Source organism: Leisingera sp. SA32 (assembly GCF_056033425.1).
Window position 1 is genome coordinate 312,969 of record NZ_JBVYHB010000001.1, and the last position, 22,297, is coordinate 335,265.

Sequence of the window (22,297 nt, forward strand, 5' to 3'; positions counted from 1 at the left end):
TTAAACTGCCCGAACTGTGGGGCCTCATTGCGAGACATTATCGTTATGTTGTGGGACAACACAACTTCTTGTGTGTGTTGGCCGCAGGAAATAAGGCATTTTTCCAGGGAAAATCGCGAAAATCGCCTTTAAAGGAAGGCGGTTTCGTCGAAGGAGCGCAGTTTCCGGCTGTGCAGACGCTCCAGCGGCATTCCGCGCAATCGCTCCATTGCTCTTATGCCAATTTGCAAATGTCGCGCAACCTGGGTCTGGTAAAAGTCCGACGCCATGCCCGGCAGCTTCAGCTCGCCATGCAACGGTTTGTCGGAGACGCAGAGCAGCGTGCCATAGGGCACCCGGAAGCGGTAGCCATTGGCGGCGATGGTGGCGCTTTCCATGTCCAGCGCGATGGCGCGGGATTGCGACAGTCGCTGCACCGGGCCGGACTGGTCGCGCAGCTCCCAGTTACGGTTGTCGATGGTGGCGACGGTGCCGGTGCGCATGATCCGCTTGAGGTCGTAGCCCTCGAACTCGGTGACCTCTTCCACCGCGTCTTCCAGCGCCACCTGGATTTCCGCCAGCGCCGGGATCGGGGTCCAGATTGGCAGGTCGTCATCCAGCACGTGATCTTCGCGCAGGTAGGCGTGTGCGAGGACAAAATCCCCCAGCGCCTGGGTGTTCCGCAGGCCCGCGCAGTGGCCGACCATCAGCCAGGCATGCGGGCGCAGTACCGCGATGTGGTCGGTGGCGGTCTTGGCGTTGGAGGGGCCGACGCCGATGTTGACCAGCGTGATGCCGCCGCCGTCGGGCCGTTTCAGGTGGTAGGTCGGCATCTGCGGCAGTTTGGTCAGAGCGGGGATCGGCGTTGCCGGGTCGGTGATTTCGTGGTCGCCGGTGCTGACAAAACTGGTGTAGCCCGACTCCGGGTCTGCCAGTTGGGCGCGGGCGTAGGCTTCGAACTCCGCCACATAGAACTGGTAGTTGGTGAACAGCACGTGGTTCTGGAAATGCTCGGCGCTGGTGGCGGTATAATGGCTGAGCCGGGCCAGTGAATAATCGATGCGCTGGGCGGTGAACAGCGCCAGCGGCCCGGTGCCATTGGCGGGCTGGAAGGTGCCATTGACGATGTCGTCATTGGTGGTCGACAGGTCCGGCACGTCAAAGACATCGCGCAGGGTGAAGCCGGCGGCGCCCTCCTGCGGCACGGTCAGGTCAGGGCGCGACGCGACCGCGAAATGCACCGGGATCGGCGTGTCGGAGACGCCGATGGTCACCGGCTGGCCGTGGTTGCGGATCAGCAGGCTGATCTGCTGGATCAGGTAGTTGCGAAACAGGTCCGGTCGGGTCACCGTGGTGGCATAGGTGCCGGGCGCCGAGACATGGCCAAAGCTGAGGCGGCTGTCCACCTGGGCAAAGGTCAGGGTGGAGAAGCGGATTTCCGGGTAATAGGCGCGGATGCGCTGGTTGTCCGGCGCACCGTCGGCCATGGCCCGGATGAACTCCTCACACAGAAAGGCGGTGGCTTGTCGGTACAGAAGTTCCAACCGGTCGACGGCTTCGGTGGCGTCGGTGAAGTGTTCTGCGGGCGGGTGGCCGGGGTGTTTTGTTGTTATCATTGTGCGGGCTCGATTACCGGGATTTTCTGGAATGTGCGGACGTCAACAAGGCCAAGGTCGGAGATCCTGAGTTCCGGGATCACCACCAGGGCCAGCAGCGAGTGCTGCATATAGGCGTTGTTCAGCTTGCAGCCCGAGGCCTGCATAGCCTCGACCAGGGCTTGTGCCTTGGCGGCGACTTCGGTGGCGGGGCTGTCGGACATCAGGCCTGCGATCGGCAGCTCGACCAATGCCTGTTCCTGGCCGTCGCGGAACAAAGTGATACCGCCGCCGACCTCGGCCAGGCGGTTGGCAGCCAGCGCCATCTGTTCGCGGTCGGTGCCAACCACGATCATGTGGTGGCTGTCATGCGCCACGGTGGAGGCCATCGCCATTTTGCCCTCATAGCCGAAGCCCTGCACGAAGGCGTTGGTGACGCCGCCGGTGGCGCGGTGGCGCTCGACCAGCGCGATCTGGCAGACTTCCTGCGTGCCCTCGACCAGCCCGTCGATGACCGGCAGCTCTGCCTTCAGCGCCTTGGTCGGGGCCTGGTTTTCCACCACGCCGATCACATTGGCGGTGACCGCGTTGGCGCCTTCGGGCGCGGTCAGTTCGAAGTCCTTGGCGGTCAGTTCATGGCCCAGATGCACGGTGCCGCGGGCACTGGCGGGCCAGTCCAGATGCGGGCAATCCACCTTAATAGAGCCGGATTCCGCCACGATCTGGCCGCGGGCGATCACCACTTCGACCGGCAGCTCGCGCAGGTCGGAGGTCAGGATCACATCGGCGCGGCGGCCGGGTGTGATGGAGCCGATCTCGCGCTCCAGACCAAAATGGGTGGCGGTGTTGATCGTGGCCATTTGCAAGGCAACCACGGGATCGCAGCCGCAGGCAATGGCGTGGCGCACCACCCGGTTCATATGGCCATCATTGACCAGCGTGCCGGAGTGGCAGTCGTCGGTACACAGGATGAAGTTGCGCGGGTCCAGGCCTTTTTCCGTGATCGCGGTGATCTGCGCTTCGACGTCGTACCAAGCGGAGCCCAGTCGCACCATGGCGCGCATGCCCTGACGCATCCGGGCAATGGCGTCGGCCTCGCAGGTGCCTTCGTGGTCGTCGGCCGGGCCGCCCGCCACATAGGCCGCGAAATCGGGGCCAAGGTCCGGCGAGGCATAATGCCCGCCAACGGTTTTGCCCGCACGCTGGGTGGCGGCGATTTCGGCTAACATCTTCGGATCACCGTTGGCCACGCCGGGGAAGTTCATCATCTCGCCCAGACCAATGATGCCGGGCCAGTTCATCGCCTCTGCCACGTCCTCGGCCGAGATTTCATAGCCGGTGGTCTCCAGCCCCGGCGCCGAGGGGGCGCAGCTGGGCATCTGGGTGAAGATATTGACCGGCTGCAGCAGCGCCTCGTCATGCATCAGGCGCACGCCCTCAAGCCCGAGCACATTGGCGATCTCATGTGGGTCGGTGAACATCGAGGTGGTGCCATGCGGGATCACCGCGCGGGCAAATTCTGCCGGCGTCAGCATGCCGCTCTCGATATGCATATGGGCGTCGCAGAGGCCGGGGATCATGTAGCGGCCCTCGGCCTCGATGATCTGAGTGTCCGGTCCGGTGCAATAGGATGCGTCGGGACCGACATAGGCGATGCGGCCCGCGGTGATTGCAATGTCGTGGCCTTCCAGCACCTCACGGGTGTGGACGTTCACCCATTTGCCGCCACGGATCACCGTATCGGCGGCAGCGCGTCCGGCAGCAGTTTCGATGAGTTGAGGAGCGACGTCGGGCCAGCTTGGGAAGGTCTTGTTTGTCATGGCCTACTGTTGATGATTGCGCGGACGGGTGCAAGACCCCTACGCGCGGATCGTCACAGGGGTATGAAACGGGGGCGACTGCCCGCAAATCACCACTAGGCCGTCGACTTTTCTTTCCGCAACCGTTGGGTGATGCTGGCAGTGAAACTTGCCGCAAGGAGTCGCCGATGCACGCCATTGCCGATACAACCGCCCTGATCAAAGAGGGCGTGCTGAGCCCGGACCAGGCGCGCCAGATCGAGGCACGTTCACGCGAAGTGATGGTGCAGCTGGCGGTGAACGCCATCCTGTGTTTCGGCATCATCGCCGCCACCGCGGGCTTTATCTTCTGGCTGGCGGATCCGATGGCGGTGGCGCTGACCGGGCTGCTGATGCTGGGCGGCGGGCTGATGGTGCTGTCGCGGGGCGGCGCGATGCTGCGGATGTTCGGCAATTCCGCCACCTTGATCGGCGCGGGCATGCTGCTGGGCGGTGCCGTGATCGAGCTGGCCGACAAGCACGGGGACATCGCCGGCTGGGTGATGCTGCCCGCCGGGGCGCTGGTGACGGGGATCTGCGTCTGGCGCTGGCGGCAGGGCCCATGGTCAACCGCGTTTGTGCTGGGGGCGGTGCTGCTGATGGGGCTCATGATGCATCTGGCGGGCATCGAGCTGCTGTTGCAGCAGCACGGCATCGGCTCGCCGCTGCGCAATCTGGTGCTGCTGTATTACACGGCGGCGATTGCGCTGGCGGGCTGGCTGGTGGACGTGCGCTTTGTCACCGCACTGGCGATTGCGCCTTTTGCCCAGATGCTGGAGACCGGCACCAGCTATTTCCACGCGGCCTATGTGTTCTATTCACCGGAATCGACGCTGACGATCCTGCAGATGGTGGCGCTGATTGTCCTGTGCCTCTGGGGGGCTGCTCGGCTGGCAGAGCGCGACGCGCGGCATCTGCACATCCTTGCGATCCTTGGCTTTGTGATTGCCAATCTCTGCGCACTGGTCGGCTCGCTGTGGGGCGATGTGGTGGGCGAGACCGTTTGGGGGCCGGGACGTTTCCGAGACGGCTATGCCGATTGGGAGAGCTATGCCGCGGCGCGCGACGCCTTCCGTGATACTGCGCTGTTCATTTCCGAGGGCGTCTATTCCGTGCTGTGGGCTGCTGTACTTGCGGCGGTGATCTTCTGGGCGGCGCAGCGGCATCAGCGCGGGCTGTTCAATGCGGGTATGAGTTTTGCGGCGATCCATGCCTACACCCAGATGTTCGAAAGCTTCGCGGATGAGCCGCTGGCCTATGTGATCGGCGGGCTGGCGGCGATTCCGCTGGCCTGGGGGCTGTGGCGGCTGAACCTGTGGATGGCGGCGAAACAGGCCTAGGAGCCGCCGCGCAACCGGCGCGGGGTGGTGCCGAACTCCGACCTAAAGGCCCGGGTCAGCGCGCTGGGATCGTCGTAGCCGCAGCGCAGCGCGATTTCCGAGACACTCAGAACAGTCTCTAACACGAGCTTTCGTGCCTCGATCAGGCGCAGCCGCCGGTAGACGGCCTGCGGTGTCGCGCCGAGATCCGCGCGCATGCGGCGCTCCAGATCCTTTTGGCTGCGCCCGGTCTGGCGCGCGACCTCGGCGATTGGGAGCGGGGTTTCCAAGTTGGCCTGCATCAGCGCCACGGCACGGGCGACGGGACGGCTGCGGGCGAGGATCGGGTCTTGTGTGTCGGTGGCCTCGGCCGCCATGAACAACGCCGCCACCTCCAGCCGCAGGGCCGCGCCGTGGTGCAGGCCGATCAGCTCCATCATCGTGTCAAAGGCTGCCAGCGCGCCGGTGCAGGTGATGCGGTTGCCATCCATCACGTGACGCGCGCGCTGGGCTTGCACCTCGGGGAACTGCTCGGCAAAGCGGGTCAGCTCCTGCCAATGGATGGTTGCCTGATGCCCGTCGAGCAGCCCGGCCTGCGCCAGCAGCCAAGCGCCGGTGTCGAACCCAGCCAGAACGTCATAGCGCCGCGCCGCTGCGGTCAGGGCCCGGCTGGTCGAAACCGTAGCATGGCGCAGGAAATCATAGGACGGCATGGCCACCAGAAGGTCCCCGCGGCAGTCACCCAACCGTCCATGCGCCCTCACCTCCATGCCCGAAGACGACACGGCAGGCCCGCCATCCAGCGTCAGGAAGCGCCAGTCATAGACCTGCCGTGCGGCGAGCGTGTTGGCCGCCCGCAGCGGCTCCACCGTGTTGGCCAGGCAATGGGCGGAGAAGGCGTCAAACAGCAGCACGTCCATCTGCCGCGCTGAGGCGTGATCTTTTCTCGAACTTTGCATGATTGTGTCTAATCCTGCATTATAGCGCTGCGCAAGCGGCGTACCCTGCGGGGCAACAGCTTTGCAAAGGATATCCGCCATGCAGTTCGGGATGACCGAAGAACAGTCGATGATCGTCGAGACCACCCGCGCCTTTGTCGAAAAGGAGCTGTACCCGCATGAGGCGTTGATCGAGCGGACCGGTCATCTGGACATGGACGTGATCCGCGAGGTGCAGAAAAAAGCCATGGAAGCAGGTCTTTACGCCGCCAACATGCCCGAGGAGGTGGGTGGCGCGGGCCTCGATACCCTCAGCTGGCTGATGTACGAAAAGGAGCTGGGCCGCGCCAATTACGCGCTGCACTGGACCGGGGTTGCACGGCCCTCGAACATCCTGCTGGCGGGCACTGAGGAGCAGAAAGAGAAATACCTGTTTCCCTGCATCAAGGGGGAGAAGTGGGACTGCCTGGCGATGACGGAGCCGGACGCGGGGTCGGACCTGCGCGGTATGAAGGCGACCGCGCGGAAGGATGGCGATGACTGGATCCTGAACGGCACCAAGCATTTCATCAGCCACGCCGACATTGCGGATTTTGCCATCTGCTTCATGGCCACCGGGGTTGAGGATACGCCGCGCGGGCCGAAGAAGAAGATCACCGCCTTCTTTGTCGACAAGGGCACGCCGGGGTTCGAGGTGCGCGACGGTTATGGCAATGTCAGCCACCGCGGCTACACCAATGCGGTGCTGGAGTTCGACGACTGTCGCCTGCCGTCCTCGGCTATTTTGGGCGAGGTCGACAAGGGGTTCGAGGTGGCCAACACCTGGCTGGGCGCCACCCGCCTGCAAGTGGCGGCGACTTGCCTGGGCCGGGCCGAGCGCGCGTTGCAGCATTCGGTTGAATATGCCGCCGAGCGCAAGCAGTTCGGCCAGCAGATCGGCAAGTTCCAGGGTATTTCCTTCAAACTGGCCGATATGGCGCTGGAGTTGAAGGCGGCGAACCTGCTGACCTGGGAGGCGGGCTGGAAGTTTGACCAGGGCAGTGTGACGGAGGCCGACATGTCGATGGCCAAGCTGAAGGCCACCGAAATGCTGGCGATGGTCGCGGATGAGGCGATCCAGATCCACGGCGGCATGGGGCTGATGGACGAGCTGCCCTTGGAACGCATCTGGCGCGATGCGCGGGTGGAGCGTATCTGGGAAGGCACCAGTGAAATCCAGCGGCACATCATCAGCCGCGAGATGCTGCGCGCTGTCGGAGGCTGATCCATGACCCGGACCGGGACGCCCCAAGAGAAACCTGTGGTGACCATCACCTACTGTATCGGCTGTAGCTGGCTGCTGCGGGCCGGCTGGATGGCGCAGGAGCTTTTGCAGACGTTTCAGGACCAGCTGGGCGGGGTGACCCTGGTGCCCGGAGATATGGGCGGGATCTTTGAGATCCATGTTGATCAGGAGCTGATCTGGGAACGCAAGCGGGATGGCGGCTTTCCCGATGTGAAAGAGTTGAAAACCCGCGTGCGCGACCGGATTGACCCGGAGAAAAATTTGGGCCACCTCGACCGACCGGCACCTTGAAACCCAGCAGTATTACGCCTTCGGCGAGGATATTAGAAGGCCAGAAGAAAAATGACCCCAGATCCAGCCCCCGGAGGGCAGCGCCGCACCCGGGGGCCTTCTTCTGGCGCGGTCATCGGCGTCCCCGCCTGTACCGGAGTTTGATCGTTGCCGATTCTGGTAAACCAAACCTCACTCTTCTTCTGGCTGAAAGTATCCCCGCCGGAGGCTCCTGAACTCTCAAACAGCGGAACCGTTTAGAATGACACGAGACCTTTCCCGCCTCTTCCGCCCGAAAACCATCGCAGTGGTCGGCGGTGGTGCGTGGTGTCGCCACGTGATCGAGCAGTGTCGGAAAATGGGGTTTGATGGCGCCATCTGGCCCGTGCATCCCAAAGCGAATGAGGTCGCAGGCTTGCCTGCCTTCAAAGACGTGGACAGCCTGCCGGACGCGCCGGATGCGACCTTTATCGGGGTGAACCGCTTTGCCACAGTGGAGGTGGTGACGGCGTTGGCGGCGCGCGGCGCCGGGGGGGCTGTGTGTTTTGCCTCTGGGTTTATGGAAGCGGCCGCCGAAGATGCCGGGGGCGCGGACGTGCAGGCGGCGCTTTTGGAGGCGGCGGGGGAGATGCCGATTCTTGGCCCGAACTGCTATGGCTTCATCAACTATCTTGATGGGGCGTTGCTGTGGCCGGACCAGCATGGCGGCGAGCGGGTGGAGCGTGGCGTAGCGCTGGTCACGCAAAGCTCCAATATCGCGGTTAACCTGACGATGCAAAAACGTGGTCTGCCGCTGGCCTATGTGGTGACTGCGGGCAACCAGGCACAGACCGGCCTTGCCGCGATTGGCGAGGCCTTGCTGGAAGACGATCGGGTGACCGCGCTGGGCCTGCATATCGAAGGTTTTGGCGACCTGCGCGCGTTCGAAGCGCTGGCAGCACGCGCCCGCGACCTTGGCAAGCCCGTGGTGGCGGTCAAAGTTGGCAAGTCAGCCGAGGCCCGCGCGGCAACGGTTTCGCATACCGCCTCGCTTGCGGGCGGTGACGCGGGGGCCGGGGCTTTGCTCTCACGTCTCGGCATCCCGCGTCTGGAGGATTTGTCGTCCTTTCTGGAGACCCTGAAGCTGGTGCATGTGACAGGGCGATTGCCGTCGAACCGGATCGCAACGATTAGCTGTTCTGGCGGCGAAGCCAGCCTGGCCGCGGATATTGGCTACCGGCGCGACGTGGTGTTCCCGCCGTTGAACGATCGCCAGAAAACGGCACTGCGCGCGGCACTTGGGCCGATGGTGGCGCTGGCAAATCCGCTGGATTACCACACGTATATCTGGCGCGATGCGGCTGCGATGACGCAGGCGTTTTCGGCGATGATGGATCCGCAGCTGGCGATGACCTTGCTGATCGTCGATTTCCCACGGGCCGACCGCTGCGACGATTCGGATTGGGCCTGCGCGATCGAGGCGGCCATCGGAGCGCGGCAGGCCACGGGTGCGAATGTCGGGCTGGTGGCGACCTTGCCGGAACTGCTGCCGGAGGACGTGGCCAGCCAGCTGCTGGCAGGGGGGGTCGTGCCACTATGCGGCCTCAGCGAAGCGATTGCGGCCTGCGAGGCCGCCAGCTTGGCCCCGCCCAAAGCGCCCGCGCCGCTGCTGCTGCCAACCCCTGTGGTCGAGCCTGATCTGGTGCCTGAAGCAGACGCCAAATGGCAATTGGCGGAATACGGGCTGCGGGTGCCGCGTTTCAAGCGGGCGGCTTCGGCGGCCAACGCGCGTGCGGTGGCGGTGGATGTGGGCTTTCCCGTGGTGCTGAAAGGCGAAGGCGTTGCGCATAAGACGGAGGCGGGTGCGGTCGCGCTGAACCTCTGCTCCGGTCAGGAAGTGAGCGATGCGGCATTTGCGATGCCCGCCAAGCGCTTTTTGGTGGAGGAAATGGTCACCGATGTGGTGGCGGAGCTGCTGATCGGCGTGGTCAAGGATCCGGCGCACGGGTTCGTGATGACGCTGGCGGCGGGAGGAACCCTGACCGAATTGCTGGAGGACCGCGCCTCCTTCCTGTTGCCGGCCAGCGATGCAGCGATTGCGGAGGCGCTGGACGGGCTGCGGATCGCCCGGCAACTGCAAGGGTACCGGGGCGCGCCGGCCGCAGATCGCGAGGCAATCCTGCGGGCGATTCGTGCGGTCGAGGCCTATGTGGTGGAAAATGCCCTGGGCCTGGAAGAAATTGAAATCAACCCACTGCTGTGCACGCCCGGTGATGCCGTTGCCGCGGATGCGTTGCTGCGGCGCAAGTATTGATGCAGCGGCGGCCAATAGATGCGGCCCATAATTCTGGAGGAAACGAAATGAGCGACAACCCCGTGAAAACCCGCCGCGACGGAGCCATTCTGGAGGTGACGCTGGATCGGCCCAAGGCCAATGCAATCGACCTGAAGACCAGCCGTGCCATGGGCGACGTGTTTCGCGATTTTCGCGACGATCCGGCGCTGCGGGTGGCAATCGTGACGGGCGGCGGCGAGAAGTTCTTTTGCCCCGGCTGGGATCTGAAGGCGGCGGCTGACGGCGATGCAGTGGATGGCGACTATGGCGTCGGCGGCTTTGGCGGCCTGCAGGAGCTGCGCGACATGAACAAGCCGGTGATTGCGGCGGTGAACGGCATCGCCTGCGGCGGCGGGCTGGAGCTGGCGCTGTCGGCGGACATGATCCTCGCGGCCGATCGCGCCACCTTTGCCCTGCCCGAGATCCGCTCGGGGACGGTGGCGGATGCCGCGAGCATCAAGCTGCCCAAGCGGATCCCCTATCACATCGCCATGGAGCTTTTGCTGACCGGTCGCTGGTTTGACGCCGAGGAGGCCAACCGTTGGGGGCTGGTGAACGAGATCGTGGCTGCCGACCAGCTGATGGACCGGGCGTGGGAGCTGGCGCGGCTGCTCGCCTCGGGGCCGCCGCTGGTCTATGCCGCGATCAAGGAGATCGTGCGCGACGCCGAGGACAGCAAGTTTCAGGATGCGATGAACCGCATCACCCGCCGCCAGCTCGCGACGGTGGATGTGCTTTATGGGTCCGAGGACAACCTGGAAGGTGCCCGCGCTTTTGCCGAGAAACGCGATCCGGTCTGGAAGGGTCGCTGAGGCGGACGGCTCCCGCCCGTTCTTGGCCAATCGGAGATTGACCGGAACGGTTGGGCGTGGCGCCGCGCTGGTGCGCGTCGCGGTTGCACCCGACCGCGGGCCGAGCGCCGGGGCGGGGGGATCCCAGCGGTGTCTGCCCCCGCATCGAGAGCTGGCCCGCGCCAGGAGGTGTGCAATCCTGCCCGGTGGAGGAGCTGTGATGGTAATTGTCAGCGCGTGGATCGTGGAACGCGCTTGAACGCGCGGAGTGAGTTGAGGCCAAAGCTTGGGTGATTGCCCAAGCGCGGGCCCCCGCAAAAGGCGCAAATGAGGCAGAAACAACCCTTGCGCCCCGAGGCGCGTGAACGCATCAAGACACAATGGATAGAACGCTTCTTTGTCTTGGATATGGCTACACAGCTCGCGCGTTGGCGCCGCATCTTATCGCGCGCGGCTGGCGGGTCATCGGCACCACGAGGGACGCCGTTAGCGATGAGACGGGTGCTGTGCAGCTTCAGCAATGGCCCGGCGCGCCGCTGCCGCTGGATGGGGTGACCCATATCCTGAGTTCAATCGCGCCCACCGAGGAGGGCGATCCGGTGCTGGTAGAGCTGCGCGACGAGATCGCCGCTGCCCCGGACCTAGAGTGGATGGGCTACCTGTCGACCACAGCGGTCTACGGCGATCACGGCGGCGGCTGGGTGGACGAAGACACGCCTCTGACCCCCTCCAGCAGGCGTGGCGACTGGCGTATGCGGGCGGAGGCGGACTGGCAGTCCGTACCCGGCCTGCCGTTGCATATCTTCCGCCTCGCGGGGATCTATGGCCCCGGCCGCGGCCCCTTTGCCAAGCTGATGGCGGGCAAGGCGCGGCGGATTGTGAAGCCGGGGCAGGTGTTTTCACGCATTCATGTGGACGACATCGCGCAGATTTTGATGGCGTCGATGATGCAACCGCAGGCGGGGGCGATCTATAACCTCTGCGATGATGACCCTGCGCCGCCGCAGGATGTGCTGGGCCATGCGGCGGAACTTCTGGGCCTGCCGGTGCCCGCCGAGGTGCCCTACGAAGAGGCTGCTATGACCCCGATGGCGCGCAGTTTCTATGGCGAGAACAAGCGCGTGAGCAATCGGCGTATGAAAGAGGAGCTGGGCGTTGCGCTGCTTTACCCGACCTATCGCGAGGGGCTGCGGGCCGTCCTGGCCGCCGAGGACATGGCGAGCTTTGTCCCGCCCGCCGAACCCCCGGGCGTCTGATGCTTGCACCGGCACGCTCGCGTCGGCGCGCACGGGCTTTCCGGTAATCGGGGCTTTGCTTTGCAAAAGCGGGGAAGCCTGAACGCCCCCTTTGCCCGACCGTCCTTATCCTACGGGCTCTGTGGCAATTTCTGCAACTGGCGACCCCGGCAGGATTCGAACCTGCAACCTGCCCCTTAGGAGGGGGCTGCTCTATCCAGTTGAGCCACGGGGCCGCGTGTGACCCGGCGATAGCAAATCTGCGATGCGATCACAATGGTATGGGCGTGGCCGGACGCGGCTTTTGCCACCCCGGTTTCCATTGTGCAGTACATGGCGTCTGGGCTAACCTCGGATCTGCAGTAACATGAGGCTCAGCAACGTGACCACGGACAACAAGCGCCCCCTCACTCTCCGCGACGTATCCGAAGCGACCGGGGTTTCCGAAATGACCGTGAGCCGGGTGCTGCGCAACCGCGGTGATGTGTCGGAGAAAACCCGCACCAAGGTCCTGACCGCCGCCAAGGAGCTGGGCTATGTGCCCAACAAGATTGCCGGCGCGCTGGCCTCGAACCGGGTGAATCTGGTGGCCGTCATCATCCCCTCGCTGTCGAACATGGTGTTCCCCGAGGTGCTGACCGGCGTCAACCAGGTGCTGGAAAACACCGAGCTGCAACCGGTGGTCGGCGTCACCGATTACCAACCCGAGAAAGAGGAAAAAGTCCTCTACGAGATGCTGTCTTGGCGCCCCTCGGGCGTGATCATTGCAGGGCTGGAACATACCGAGGCCGCGCGCGCCATGTTGAACAGCGCTGGCATCCCAGTGGTGGAGATCATGGACACCGACGGCAAGCCGGTGGACGCCATGGTCGGTATCTCGCACCGCCGCGCGGGCCGGGAGATGGCCAGGGCAATCCTCAAGGCGGGCTACCGCCACATCGGTTTCATGGGCACCAAGATGCCGCTGGACCACCGTGCGCGCAAACGGTTCGAAGGTTTCACCGAGGCGCTGGCCAAGGAAGGCGTCGAGATCGAGGACCGCGAGTTTTACTCTGGCGGCTCGGCGTTGGCCAAGGGGCGGGAGATGACGGCGGCGATGCTGGAACGTTCACCTGAGCTGGATTTTCTGTATTATTCCAATGACATGATTGGCGCGGGTGGGATGCTGTACCTGCTGGAGCAGGGTATCGACGTGCCGGGTCAGATCGGTCTGGCCGGGTTCAACGGGGTGGAGCTGCTGCAAGGGCTGCCGCGCAAGCTGGCCACTATGGACGCTTGTCGGCTCGAGATCGGACGCACCGCGGCCAAGATTATCGCGGATCAACTTGCCGATCCGGAGGCGGAGATCGAGCGTCAGGTTACCCTGTCGCCCACGATCACCTATGGTGACACGCTGAAGCGGCGCTGATGGCGTTGCAACGGCTGGACAATGCGGCGGCGCGGCGGCTGTTTCTGGACCGGCACGCGCTGCTTGAACAGCCCGTCGGCCCCGCAAAAGGTGCGGATCTTCTGGCGCTGATCCAGCGACTGGGATTCGTGCAGCTAGACAGCATCAACACCGTGGCGCGTGCGCATGACATGATCCTTTATGCGCGCCGCCCAGCCTATCGCGCGCAGCATCTGAAACAGCTGTATGAGCGCGATCGCGGGTTGTTCGAACATTGGACCCATGACGCTGCGGTGATCCCGATGGCGTTTTACCCGCAGTGGCATCTGCGGTTTCAGCGCGACACCGATATGCTGCGCAAACGTTGGCGCAACTGGCGGCGCGACGGGTTCGAGGCACAGTTCGAAACCGTGCTGCAACATGTTCGCGACCACGGGGCGGTCAGCTCTTCGGATGTTGGCAAGGATGAAAAGAAGGGCTCGGGCGGCTGGTGGGACTGGCATCCGTCCAAGACCGCGCTGGAATACCTGTGGCGCAGCGGCGCGCTGACGGTTGTTGGGCGCAGCGGGTTTCAAAAGCAATACGACTTGACGGAGCGGGTGATCGAAGAGCATCTGCGCCCCGGCACGCGGCCCGTTGATGCGGAGGCCACTGTGCATTGGCTGTGTTCCGCGGCGCTGGAGCGGCTGGGCTTTGCCACCTCGGGCGAGTTGGCGGCGTTTTGGGACACCGCAACGGCGGCCGAGGCAAAGGCATGGTGCGCGGAGCAGTTGCAGCAGGGGGAGCTGCAAGAGGTCGAGATTGAACTGACCGATGGCAAGCTGCGCAAATCCTTCGTGCGGCCCGGAACCATAGAGGCCGCCGCGGATCTGGCACCGCCACCGGGCCGGATGCGGGTGCTGAGCCCGTTTGATCCGGCGCTACGCGACCGCAAGCGTGCAGAGCGGCTGTTTGGTTTTCGCTACCGGATCGAGGTGTTTACCCCGGCCGATAAACGCCAGTACGGATATTACGTGTTTCCGCTGCTGGAGGGCGCACGGCTGGTGGGGCGCATCGACATGAAGGCTGATCGCGATGCAGGTGTGCTGCGGGTGACTGCCCTGTGGCAGGAAGCTGATGTGAAATGGTCCCCCGCCCGCACCCGTCGGCTGGAGGCTGAACTGGAGCGGGTGGCGCGCTTTGCCGGGCTGGACCGTGTCAGTTTTGCGGATGGCTGGCTGCGGTAGGGGTCACTCCGGGCGCAGCTGTGCCTCAATCACTTGGCGGTAATCGTCTGGCGCGGGACGGGTGGTGAAAGTATCCGGCGCGATGAAGACGCAGACAAATTTGCCCTCGAAGCACAGCTTGCCGTCCTGACGGGCGTTCACCCGGAAGGTCACGGATTTTTCACCCAGTGCCGCGGGCCAGACCTCGCAGCGCAGCCGGTGGCGCGGGGTAACTGGCGAGCGGAAGTCGATGCTCATATGCACAAACGGGGTGCCGGTGCCGCGGTCAAGTTCCATCTGGTACCAGCCGTCGCCGCCCAGGTGGTGTTCCCACCATGCGTCGATCGCCTCGAGTGCAAAGGCGGGCAGGCGGCCGGTGTAGGCAATCCGCGCCGGGTCGCAATCGCCCCAGCCGACGCGGATTTCATGCTCGAAACCGGTGGCTTGCCCGTTTTCCTCTGCCATCACACCGCCCTCCCTAGTTCATCAGCATCAGGGGTAGCAGCGTGATCACCGGGAAGGCAACCAGGATGATAACCCGGATGAGGTCGGAGGCGACAAAGAACATCACCGCCTTGTAGGTGTCGATCATCCGCGTCTGCCGGTCCATCGCGTTGATGATGAACAGGTTCATGCCCACCGGCGGGGTGATCAGACCAACCTCGACCACGATCAGAACCAGAATGCCGAACCAAATGGCGACATATTCTGCCTCAATCCGGTTCACCCGGCCCTCAGTCACGCGGATGCCTAGTTCCTTCATCTGCTCGCGGGTCAGCTCGGCGCCCGTGGCAATGGCATCCTGGATCGAGGCCAGCATTTCCGCCCCCATGCCCTCTGGCACGCCGGCCTTCAGCACTTCCATTGCCGCATCCGCCTGCATGGCGGGCAGTGACAACAGGCCAAAGTCCATGGCGGAAATCACCGGAAAGAAGATCGGGATGGTCAACAGGATCATCGACAGTGAATCCATCAGGCAGCCGAACAGCAGGTAGAAGGCGAGGATCAGCGCCAGCACCACCCAGGGGCTGAGACCGAGGCTGACGACGTGATCCGCCAGTTCCTGCGGCACTTTGGTCAGCGCCAGGAAGCCGTTGTAAAACCCTGCGCCCAGCACGATGAAGAAGATCATTGCGGTGGAGCGCGCGGTGACCAGAAAGCTGTCGGCCAGGGTCTCGCGGTTCAGCCCGCCGTTCATCCAGGCGATGAAACCGGTGCCGAATGCGCCTACGGCGGCGCCCTCCGTCGGGGTGAACCAACCCAGATAGATGCCGCCGACCACGAGGCCGAAGACCAAGAGTACCGGCCAGACGTGAAACAGCGCCGCAAAGCGGTCGCGCATCGGCACCGGCGGGCGGGTGCCCGCGCTTTCGGGGAACATGCGCACGTAGATCGAGATCGCGATCACATATCCCAACGCAGCCAGCAGGCCGGGGATGAAGGCCGACAGGAACAGCTTGGCGATGTTCTGCTCGGTCAGGATGGCGTAGATCACTAGCACCACGGAGGGCGGGATCAGGATGCCCAGCGTGCCGCCCGCCGCCAGCGTCGCGGTGGAGAACCCACCGGCATAGCCGTATTGCTTCAGCTCCGGCAGGGCGACGCGGCCCATGGTGGCCGCCGTGGCCAGGGATGAGCCGCAGATCGCGCCAAAGCCCGCGCAGGCCCCGATGGAGGCCATGGCGACGCCGCCCTTGCGATGGCCAAGGAACCCCTCAGCCGCCTTGAACAGGGCGGTGGACATGCCGCCCAGCGTTGCGAAATGCCCCATTAGCAGGAACATCGGCACGATGGTCAGCGAATAGGAGGAAAAGGTGGTGTAGGTTTCGCTTTTCAGCCGACCGAAGGCCACCTGGGTGCCATCGGTGACCCAGATCAGCCCGCCAAGGCCAACCAGAAACATCGACAACCCAATGGGCACCCGCAGAAAGATCAGCAGCATCAGAACCGGAAAGGAGGCGATGCCAATTTCAAGAGCCGTCACTGTTCGCCCTCCACGCCGTCCCAGACGAGGATCCGACCGGTAAAGAATTCAATGGTGCGTACCGCACCCATGTAGATACCCACGATGGCGGCGACCACGGCGGCCACCATGCTGACGCCATAGGCCCACCAGACCGGGAATTCGAGCAGGAACGATGTCTCGCCGTTGGAAAACTTGCTGGCGAGCCCTGCGCCGAGGCGCCAGGCGATCAGCACCAGAACCGCAGCAAAGACCACCTCCGTCAGCATCCGCAGGAAGCGGTTCACCTGACGCGGAAAGGCGTTCGCGACCACATCCACCGACGCATGGCCCGCCGTGATCTGGCACAGCGGCAGGAAGGCGAAGATGGCAAAGGCGACGCCGGCCTCGACCAGTTCGAAATCGCCGTTCACCGGGCCGACCCAGCCGCGCATCCAGTCCGAAAATCCGGGGGCGATCGCTGTCATCAGATCACCATGGAAAAAGCCGTTGAGCAGTCGCCCGGCAATCGACACGCAGGTCAGGATGATCAGAAGAGTGAGGACCGCACCGCCGAGGTAGGCCATCGATCTGGCCAGCCGCGTCATGAGCTTGTGCATGGTTTCAGTGCCTTGTTCCACGTGCACCGGGCCGCGGAGCGGGATGCCTTGCGGCCCGGTGCAGATTTCAGTCAGGCCGCGTTACTGGTACTGCGGCGTGTATTTCTCGATCAGGGACGTGGCTTCGTCGATCAGCGCCTGGCCGTCGATGCCCTTTTCCGTCATGTCAGCAACCCAATTGTCGTAGATCGGCTGGGCGCGCTCGCGCCAGACGGCGGTCTGCTCTTCGTCCAGGGTGATGACGTTGTTGCCGTTGTCCAGCGCAAACTCGCGCGAGGGGTCATCCGCATCGGCCATGGTGCCGCCGGCAAAGACCGAGAATTCCAGCCCGGAGTTGTCGTCGATCACCTGTTTCAGATCGTCCGGCAGGCTTTCATACTTGTCCTTGTTCATCGCCAGAACAAACGTGAGCGTATACAGCGCCTTGCCGGAGAATTCGGTGTGGTTTTCCACCAGTTCCGGCACTTTCAGCGCCGAGGTCACTTCCCACGGGATGGTGGTGCCGTCGATCACGCCCTTGGACAGGCCTTCCGGGATGGCCGGGACCGGCATGCCCACGGGGGTGGCGCCCAGTTCTTCCAGCAGCGCGTTGACCGAGCGGCCACCGCCGCGGATCTTCATGCCCACCAGGTCGTCGGGCGTTTCCACCGGATCGGAGCTGTGGATCAGGCCGGGGCCATGCACCCAGGTGGCCAGGATATGCACATTCTTGAACTCGGTGTCCTTCATGTGCTTGTCGAACATTTCCCAATAGGCGTGCGAAACGGCACGCGCGTTAGTCATCATGAATGGCAGTTCGAACACCTCGGTCGACGGATAGCGGCCCGGCGTATAGCCCACCACGGTCCAGACGATGTCAGCGACGCCATCAATGGCCTGGTCCATCAGCTCTGGCGGTTTGCCCCCCAGCTGCATCGACGGGAAGCGGTCAATCTTGATACGGCCGTCCGAGGCCTCCTCGACCTTGTCGGCCCAGACATCCAGGATCAACTTGGGCACGTTGGCCTGCGCCGGCAGAAACTGGTGCAGTTTCAAAGTCACATCCTGTGCCAAGGCCGGTGCGGCCCCCAATGCTGCCAAGGCAACGGCCGCGGCCGCCCCCATAAACCTTCTGCGCGTGGTCATGTCAGTCCTCCCTGTGACCAATCGGAACAGCCCTTGACGCGGTAATTTTGCTGCGCCTGCCCGTCCGCTTGTTTTCATTCCTGTTGCCAGAACCCCCTGAAAGGTTCGTTTTACGAACCAGTCGCCCTTCTGCTATTGGGTGCGTTTGTAACTATCAACAGAAGATCCTGCATTTTCGAGTCATGAAATCCGGCTTTCCTCCTGTGCGTGTCCGTCGTTAGATATGTTACACCATTATCGACACCGTTGAATTATTGATACGCGTCCAGGCAGGGTTCTGGCAACAGCATTCGCATCCTTGCCGGGTGCGCCCTGGCCTGCAAGGGACAATTCGCGCGGGGCGATGCGAGGCTTTGAGTTGATGCGTTGTACCAATTGACGATCGTGCGCGATTCGCCACTGGCGATGTGCTGCGCCGAACGCGACGGCATGCGCCGGTTTGCGCGCGGCGGCGTCGTGTATCAGTGTGCAGGGGAGGAGAATGAAGTGGTGAGCCGTGCAGGATTCGAACCTGCGACCCACTGATTAAAAGTCAGTTGCTCTACCAACTGAGCTAACGGCCCACTTCTTCTTCGCGGTCTAAGTGTTTTTCCCAGAAGGTTCAAGCACTTATTTCGCTTCGGAACTGTTTGTCACCGTGTGACTTGCTGTCCCGATAGGCGGCGTATCTAGGGGGAGTAGAGCGGGGGGTCAAGCCCTTTTTTCAACTTTTCTCACCCAAGGCTGGATTCATCGCGGCGCGGGGTCTATATGCCCGCCATGAGCATCACCGCAGATACCGCAGTTCCCTTTATGAAGATGCACGGGCTTGGCAACGACTTCGTCGTCGTCGATGCACGCGCGTTGGATTTTGCCGTCACCCCGGCAATGGCCCGCGGCATCGCGCACCGCCAGTTCGGCGTCGGTTTCGACCAGCTGACGGTGATCTCGAACGGGACGGGGGATGCCCACCTGACGTTCTACAATGCCGATGGGTCCACCTCGGCGGCCTGCGGCAATGCCACCCGCTGTGTGGCCCGTCACCTGATCGTGGAGAGCGGCAAGACACAGCTGCACTTGACTACGGATCGTGGCGATCTCTATGCGCGCGATGCAGGCAAGGGTCTGACCTCTGTCAACATGGGGGCGCCGCAGCTGGCGTGGCAGGACATTCCCTTGGCCGAGGAGGCCGACACGCTGGAGCTGCCGATCGAAGGCGGCCCCACCGCCACTGGCATGGGCAACCCGCATTGCACCTTCTTTGTCGAGGATGCCGAAGTGATCCCGCTTGAGGAATTCGGCCCGCGCTACGAGCATCACCCGCTGTACCCGCAGCGCACCAATGTGCAGGTCGCCCAGGTGACCGGCCCGGACCGCATCCGCATGCGGGTGTGGGAGCGCGGCGTGGGCGTGACGCTGGCCTCGGGGTCGTCCTCCTGCGCCACAGCCGTTGCGGCCGTCCGGCGCGGGCTGACCGGGCGCAAGGTGCAGATCGATCTTGATGGCGGCAGCCTGTGGATCGACTGGGCCGAGGATGGCGTCTGGATGACGGGAGCGACCATGCATGTCTTTGACGGTACGTTCACGCGTCAGTTTCTGGAGAGTCTGACATGAGTGCGCCCAAGTTCACCACGCTGGGCTGCCGCCTGAATGCCTATGAGACCGAGGCGATGAAGGAGCTGAGCGAGCGGGCGGGTCTGAAGGACGCCGTGGTGGTGAACACCTGCGCAGTCACGGCCGAAGCGGTGCGCAAGGCGCGTCAGGAAATCCGCAAACTGCGCCGCGAAAACCCCGAAGCGCCGATCATCGTGACCGGATGTGCCGCCCAGACTGAACCGGAAACCTTTGCCGCGATGGAGGAGGTCACCCGCGTCATCGGCAACACCGAGAAGATGCAGGCGGACATCTGGAATGAAATCGCCAAGGGGCCGGATTTCATCGGCACCACCGAAAAGGTTCAGGTTGACGACATCATGTCGGTGACCGAGACGGCCGGCCATCTGATCGACGGCTTCGGCACCCGCTCTCGCGCCTATGTGCAGGTACAGAACGGCTGCGACCACCGCTGCACCTTCTGCATCATTCCGTATGGCCGCGGCAACTCGCGCTCTGTCCCTGCCGGTGTGGTGATCGATCAGATCAAGCGGCTGGTGGACAAGGGCTATAACGAAGTGGTTCTGACCGGCGTTGACCTCACCTCCTGGGGGGCTGATCTGCCCGCCACGCCGAGGCTGGGCGATCTGGTGATGCGGATCCTAAAACTGGTGCCGGACCTGCCACGGTTGCGGATTTCCTCGATCGATTCGATCGAGGCGGACGAGAACCTGATGCAGGCGATCGCCACCGAATCGCGGTTGATGCCGCATCTGCATCTGTCTTTGCAGCATGGCGATGACATGATTCTGAAGCGGATGGCGCGCCGACACCTGCGCGACGATGCGATCCGATTCTGTGAAGACGCCCGCAAACTGCGCCCGGAGATGACCTTTGGCGCGGACATCATCGCGGGCTTCCCGACTGAGACCGACGCCCATTTTGAAAACTCGCTAAAGCTGGTCACGGACTGCGACCTGACCTGGCTGCATGTTTTCCCCTATTCCAAACGAGAGGGCACCCCGGCGGCCAAGATTCCGAAGCAGGTGAACGGCAATCTCATCAAGGACCGTGCCGCCCGTCTGCGTGCGGCCGGTCAGGCACAGGTCAGCCGCCATCTGGCCGGTCAGATCAACAAGACCCACCGCATCCTGATGGAAAACCCCCACATGGGCCGCACCGAACAGTTCACCGAGGTGAGCTTTGCCGCGCCTCAGGCGGAGGGCAGCATCGTCACCGCCCGCATCACCGGTGCCAATGGCAGCCAGCTGACCGTCTGAACCGGGGTGTTGGTTTTCTGCAACGGCCGTCCCTTGCGGCCGTTGCAAGAGCGCCCGTTTCGCGCTAGCTCTCCTAATATAGGTTCCGGATACCTGCCGCTCGCGGCCTTTGGCCATGGTGAAATCCGATTGGATCAGATCCTGACGCCTGGGTGTTTGCCCGGATAGCAATGCGAGCCCTATCTGCATCGGCAAACGCACCCTTTTGCGAAAGGTAATTCCATGCAGACAACTTCCATTATCCCCCACCTCACGCAGCTCAAGGCCGAAGCGCGTCAGCTGCGCCAGCACGCCCGAAACCAGGGCGACGTCATCAGCCATGCCACCGCGTTGGAGCGCATTGCCCAGTCTTACGGCCATCGCAACTGGAACACACTGCGCGCCCGTGCGTCGAACCTGCCTGCGTTGGAACTGGGCATGGCGGTTGCCGGGCATTACCTTGGGCAGCCTTTCACCGGCCATGTGCGTGCCATTTCCACCTGCGGAAGCGGCGGCCACCGCAGGATCACCCTGCAGTTCGATACGCCGGTCGACGTGGTCGAATTCGACAGTTTCTCGAATTACCGGAGCCGGGTGTCCGCGATCATTTCGCAAGACGGGATCTCGCCGCAAAAGACGTCCCGTGGACAACCGCATCTGGAAGTGACCCCACGTCTCTGACTCCCGGCTGGCCTTTTTCTGGTCAGAAATACTCCGGGGTGAATACGCCGCACGGCGCCGAGGGGCAGCGCCCCCGCCCAAGATAGCAGAACGCCCCCGCAAGATCACTTGCGGGGGCGTTTCAATTCACACTGTCAGCAGACTGGGATCAGTCCTTGCCCTTCACGGGTGCCCACAGTCTCTTGTTGGTCAGATACAGCAGCACCGACAGCACGGTCAGGAACAGCACGCCGACAAAACCGGCCTGCTTGCGGGCCATCATCTTGGGCTCCGCGGTCCACATCAGGAAAGCCGCGACGTCCTGCGACATGGCCTCGACATCGTTGGCATGGCCGTCGGCATATTCCACCTGCTCATCCGACAGCGGCGGCGCCATCGAAATCCAGCCGCCGGGGAAGGCGGTGTTTTCATAGAAGGTCGTGCCGGCTTCTTCCTTGGTCTCGCCGGTGTAACCGGCCAGCAGCGAGGCGATGTATTCGGCACCGCCCATGCCCTTGAACAGCTGGTTCAGGCCCAGGCCGTAAGGACCGTGAAAGCCCGCACGCGCCTTTGCCATCATGCTGAGGTCGGGCGCGCCTGCGTTGTTGTTCTCCGGGAAGTGGTCGACCGGCGTTGCCGGGCGGTCCTCATCCAGTTCCGGGTCATAGACGCTGAAGTTGTCCGCTGCGTAGGCCCGCACCTGATCTTCGGGCATGTTTGGCCCACCTTCGTCCGACAGGGTGCGGATCGGCACCAGTTTCAGACCATGGCAGGCTGCGCAGACCTCGGTATAGACCTGCAAACCGCGTTGCAGCTGGTTACGGTCATAAGCGCCGAACGGACCCTCAAATGAGAAGTCGTAGTCTTCGACATGGCCTGCCCCGCCTGCTGCGAAGGACGCAGCAGGGATCAGGGCCAGAGCGAAGGCGGCACCGGTTGCCATTTTCTTGAACATTGCTAGGT

Annotated in this window: 19 protein-coding genes and 2 tRNA genes; 11 read left to right on the forward strand and 10 right to left on the reverse strand. The window is 63.5% G+C overall.

Translation table 11 applies throughout. The features are described 5' to 3' along the window. Positions 1–128: 128 nt before the first annotated feature. Positions 129–1,595 carry an AMP nucleosidase gene (locus AC0IPL_RS01540; RefSeq protein ID WP_474271512.1) on the reverse strand — a complete coding sequence of 489 codons (1,467 nt, stop codon included), beginning with the start codon at positions 1,593–1,595 and terminating at the stop codon, positions 129–131. After that, complete coding sequence (gene ade / locus AC0IPL_RS01545) at positions 1,592–3,394, reverse strand: adenine deaminase (RefSeq protein WP_474271514.1); 1,803 nt, start codon at positions 3,392–3,394, stop codon at positions 1,592–1,594. Before ade ends, AC0IPL_RS01540 begins: the two co-directional genes overlap by 4 nt. 167 nt (positions 3,395–3,561) lie before the next feature. Between ade and AC0IPL_RS01550 the strand changes: the two genes are divergently transcribed. Further along, positions 3,562–4,752, forward strand: a complete 1,191-nt coding sequence (locus AC0IPL_RS01550; RefSeq protein WP_474271515.1) for a hypothetical protein — start codon at positions 3,562–3,564, stop codon at positions 4,750–4,752. On the opposite strand, the gene AC0IPL_RS01555 is transcribed toward AC0IPL_RS01550, so the two are convergent. Then, a complete protein-coding gene (locus AC0IPL_RS01555; RefSeq protein ID WP_474271517.1) occupies positions 4,749–5,690 on the reverse strand; it encodes a GlxA family transcriptional regulator in 942 nt (313 codons plus the stop codon). The genes AC0IPL_RS01550 and AC0IPL_RS01555 overlap by 4 nt on opposite strands. Positions 5,691–5,769: 79 nt before the next feature. Here AC0IPL_RS01555 and AC0IPL_RS01560 point away from each other — a divergent pair, with 79 nt between their 5' ends. The 5 genes from AC0IPL_RS01560 to AC0IPL_RS01580 all read left to right on the forward strand — a co-directional run bounded on the left by AC0IPL_RS01560 (position 5,770) and on the right by AC0IPL_RS01580 (position 11,585). Next, complete coding sequence (locus tag AC0IPL_RS01560; RefSeq protein WP_474271519.1) at positions 5,770–6,933, forward strand: acyl-CoA dehydrogenase family protein; 1,164 nt, start codon at positions 5,770–5,772, stop codon at positions 6,931–6,933. A gap of 3 nt (positions 6,934–6,936) precedes the next feature. Beyond that, positions 6,937–7,245 (forward strand): Rdx family protein, encoded by a 309-nt coding sequence (locus AC0IPL_RS01565; RefSeq protein WP_474271521.1) that lies wholly within the window; start codon positions 6,937–6,939, stop codon positions 7,243–7,245. Positions 7,246–7,486: 241 nt separating this feature from the next. Then, complete coding sequence (locus tag AC0IPL_RS01570; RefSeq protein ID WP_474271523.1) at positions 7,487–9,517, forward strand: acetate--CoA ligase family protein; 2,031 nt, start codon at positions 7,487–7,489, stop codon at positions 9,515–9,517. 47 nt (positions 9,518–9,564) lie between these two features. Continuing rightward, positions 9,565–10,350: a carnitinyl-CoA dehydratase gene (locus AC0IPL_RS01575; protein ID WP_474271525.1), complete on the forward strand. Its 786-nt coding sequence runs from the start codon at positions 9,565–9,567 to the stop codon at positions 10,348–10,350. 359 nt (positions 10,351–10,709) lie between these two features. After that, positions 10,710–11,585, forward strand: a complete 876-nt coding sequence (locus AC0IPL_RS01580; protein ID WP_474271527.1) for an SDR family oxidoreductase — start codon at positions 10,710–10,712, stop codon at positions 11,583–11,585. A gap of 138 nt (positions 11,586–11,723) precedes the next feature. Here the strand turns inward: AC0IPL_RS01580 and AC0IPL_RS01585 are convergent. Further along, a tRNA-Arg gene (locus tag AC0IPL_RS01585) sits at positions 11,724–11,800 on the reverse strand. A gap of 146 nt (positions 11,801–11,946) precedes the next feature. Here AC0IPL_RS01585 and AC0IPL_RS01590 point away from each other — a divergent pair. Together AC0IPL_RS01590 and AC0IPL_RS01595 are read left to right on the forward strand one after the other, a co-directional pair. Beyond that, positions 11,947–12,972: a LacI family DNA-binding transcriptional regulator gene (locus AC0IPL_RS01590; protein WP_474271959.1), complete on the forward strand. Its 1,026-nt coding sequence runs from the start codon at positions 11,947–11,949 to the stop codon at positions 12,970–12,972. 119 nt (positions 12,973–13,091) lie between these two features. Beyond that, positions 13,092–14,177 (forward strand): winged helix-turn-helix domain-containing protein, encoded by a 1,086-nt coding sequence (locus AC0IPL_RS01595; RefSeq protein WP_474271961.1) that lies wholly within the window; start codon positions 13,092–13,094, stop codon positions 14,175–14,177. A 3-nt stretch (positions 14,178–14,180) separates the two neighbouring features. Here the strand turns inward: AC0IPL_RS01595 and AC0IPL_RS01600 are convergent, their stop codons facing one another. From AC0IPL_RS01600 to AC0IPL_RS01620, 5 genes are all read right to left on the reverse strand, one after another. Then, positions 14,181–14,621 (reverse strand): acyl-CoA thioesterase, encoded by a 441-nt coding sequence (locus tag AC0IPL_RS01600; RefSeq protein WP_474271529.1) that lies wholly within the window; start codon positions 14,619–14,621, stop codon positions 14,181–14,183. Between the two features lie 13 nt (positions 14,622–14,634). After that, a complete protein-coding gene (locus AC0IPL_RS01605; protein ID WP_474271532.1) occupies positions 14,635–16,140 on the reverse strand; it encodes a TRAP transporter large permease in 1,506 nt (501 codons plus the stop codon). Then, positions 16,137–16,718 (reverse strand): TRAP transporter small permease, encoded by a 582-nt coding sequence (locus AC0IPL_RS01610; protein WP_474271534.1) that lies wholly within the window; start codon positions 16,716–16,718, stop codon positions 16,137–16,139. The genes AC0IPL_RS01605 and AC0IPL_RS01610 overlap by 4 nt, the downstream gene beginning before the upstream one ends. Positions 16,719–16,799: 81 nt before the next feature. Beyond that, on the reverse strand, positions 16,800–17,843 hold the full coding sequence (locus AC0IPL_RS01615) for a TRAP transporter substrate-binding protein (RefSeq protein WP_474271537.1): 1,044 nt from the start codon (positions 17,841–17,843) through the stop codon (positions 16,800–16,802). Between the two features lie 487 nt (positions 17,844–18,330). Next, positions 18,331–18,406: transfer RNA gene (locus AC0IPL_RS01620), tRNA-Lys, on the reverse strand. 187 nt (positions 18,407–18,593) lie between these two features. On the opposite strand from AC0IPL_RS01620, the gene dapF reads away from it, so the two are divergent. The 3 genes from dapF (at position 18,594) to AC0IPL_RS01635 (ending at position 21,355) form a co-directional block, all read left to right on the forward strand. After that, a complete protein-coding gene (gene dapF / locus AC0IPL_RS01625; protein WP_474271540.1) occupies positions 18,594–19,436 on the forward strand; it encodes a diaminopimelate epimerase in 843 nt (280 codons plus the stop codon). Next, positions 19,433–20,695 (forward strand): tRNA (N(6)-L-threonylcarbamoyladenosine(37)-C(2))-methylthiotransferase MtaB, encoded by a 1,263-nt coding sequence (gene mtaB / locus AC0IPL_RS01630; protein ID WP_474271542.1) that lies wholly within the window; start codon positions 19,433–19,435, stop codon positions 20,693–20,695. The genes dapF and mtaB overlap by 4 nt, the downstream gene beginning before the upstream one ends. A 222-nt stretch (positions 20,696–20,917) precedes the next feature. Continuing rightward, complete coding sequence (locus tag AC0IPL_RS01635) at positions 20,918–21,355, forward strand: glyoxalase superfamily protein (protein ID WP_474271544.1); 438 nt, start codon at positions 20,918–20,920, stop codon at positions 21,353–21,355. 148 nt (positions 21,356–21,503) lie between these two features. On the opposite strand, the gene AC0IPL_RS01640 is transcribed toward AC0IPL_RS01635, so the two are convergent. After that, a complete protein-coding gene (locus AC0IPL_RS01640) occupies positions 21,504–22,289 on the reverse strand; it encodes a cytochrome c1 (protein WP_474271546.1) in 786 nt (261 codons plus the stop codon). Positions 22,290–22,297: the final 8 nt, after the last annotated feature.

Excerpts from the sequence above, each read along its gene's own strand:
- AC0IPL_RS01540 (WP_474271512.1), bottom strand. The coding sequence starts at position 1,595 with ATGATAACAACAAAACACCCCGGCCACCCGCCCGCAGAACACTTCACC.
- ade (WP_474271514.1), bottom strand. The coding sequence starts at position 3,394 with ATGACAAACAAGACCTTCCCAAGCTGGCCCGACGTCGCTCCTCAACTC.
- AC0IPL_RS01550 (WP_474271515.1), top strand. The coding sequence starts at position 3,562 with ATGCACGCCATTGCCGATACAACCGCCCTGATCAAAGAGGGCGTGCTG.
- AC0IPL_RS01555 (WP_474271517.1), bottom strand. The coding sequence starts at position 5,690 with ATGCAAAGTTCGAGAAAAGATCACGCCTCAGCGCGGCAGATGGACGTG.
- AC0IPL_RS01560 (WP_474271519.1), top strand. The coding sequence starts at position 5,770 with ATGCAGTTCGGGATGACCGAAGAACAGTCGATGATCGTCGAGACCACC.
- AC0IPL_RS01565 (WP_474271521.1), top strand. The coding sequence starts at position 6,937 with ATGACCCGGACCGGGACGCCCCAAGAGAAACCTGTGGTGACCATCACC.
- AC0IPL_RS01570 (WP_474271523.1), top strand. The coding sequence starts at position 7,487 with ATGACACGAGACCTTTCCCGCCTCTTCCGCCCGAAAACCATCGCAGTG.
- AC0IPL_RS01575 (WP_474271525.1), top strand. The coding sequence starts at position 9,565 with ATGAGCGACAACCCCGTGAAAACCCGCCGCGACGGAGCCATTCTGGAG.
- AC0IPL_RS01580 (WP_474271527.1), top strand. The coding sequence starts at position 10,710 with ATGGATAGAACGCTTCTTTGTCTTGGATATGGCTACACAGCTCGCGCG.
- AC0IPL_RS01600 (WP_474271529.1), bottom strand. The coding sequence starts at position 14,621 with ATGGCAGAGGAAAACGGGCAAGCCACCGGTTTCGAGCATGAAATCCGC.
- AC0IPL_RS01610 (WP_474271534.1), bottom strand. The coding sequence starts at position 16,718 with ATGCACAAGCTCATGACGCGGCTGGCCAGATCGATGGCCTACCTCGGC.
- AC0IPL_RS01615 (WP_474271537.1), bottom strand. The coding sequence starts at position 17,843 with ATGACCACGCGCAGAAGGTTTATGGGGGCGGCCGCGGCCGTTGCCTTG.
- dapF (WP_474271540.1), top strand. The coding sequence starts at position 18,594 with ATGCCCGCCATGAGCATCACCGCAGATACCGCAGTTCCCTTTATGAAG.
- mtaB (WP_474271542.1), top strand. The coding sequence starts at position 19,433 with ATGAGTGCGCCCAAGTTCACCACGCTGGGCTGCCGCCTGAATGCCTAT.
- AC0IPL_RS01635 (WP_474271544.1), top strand. The coding sequence starts at position 20,918 with ATGCAGACAACTTCCATTATCCCCCACCTCACGCAGCTCAAGGCCGAA.
- AC0IPL_RS01640 (WP_474271546.1), bottom strand. The coding sequence starts at position 22,289 with ATGTTCAAGAAAATGGCAACCGGTGCCGCCTTCGCTCTGGCCCTGATC.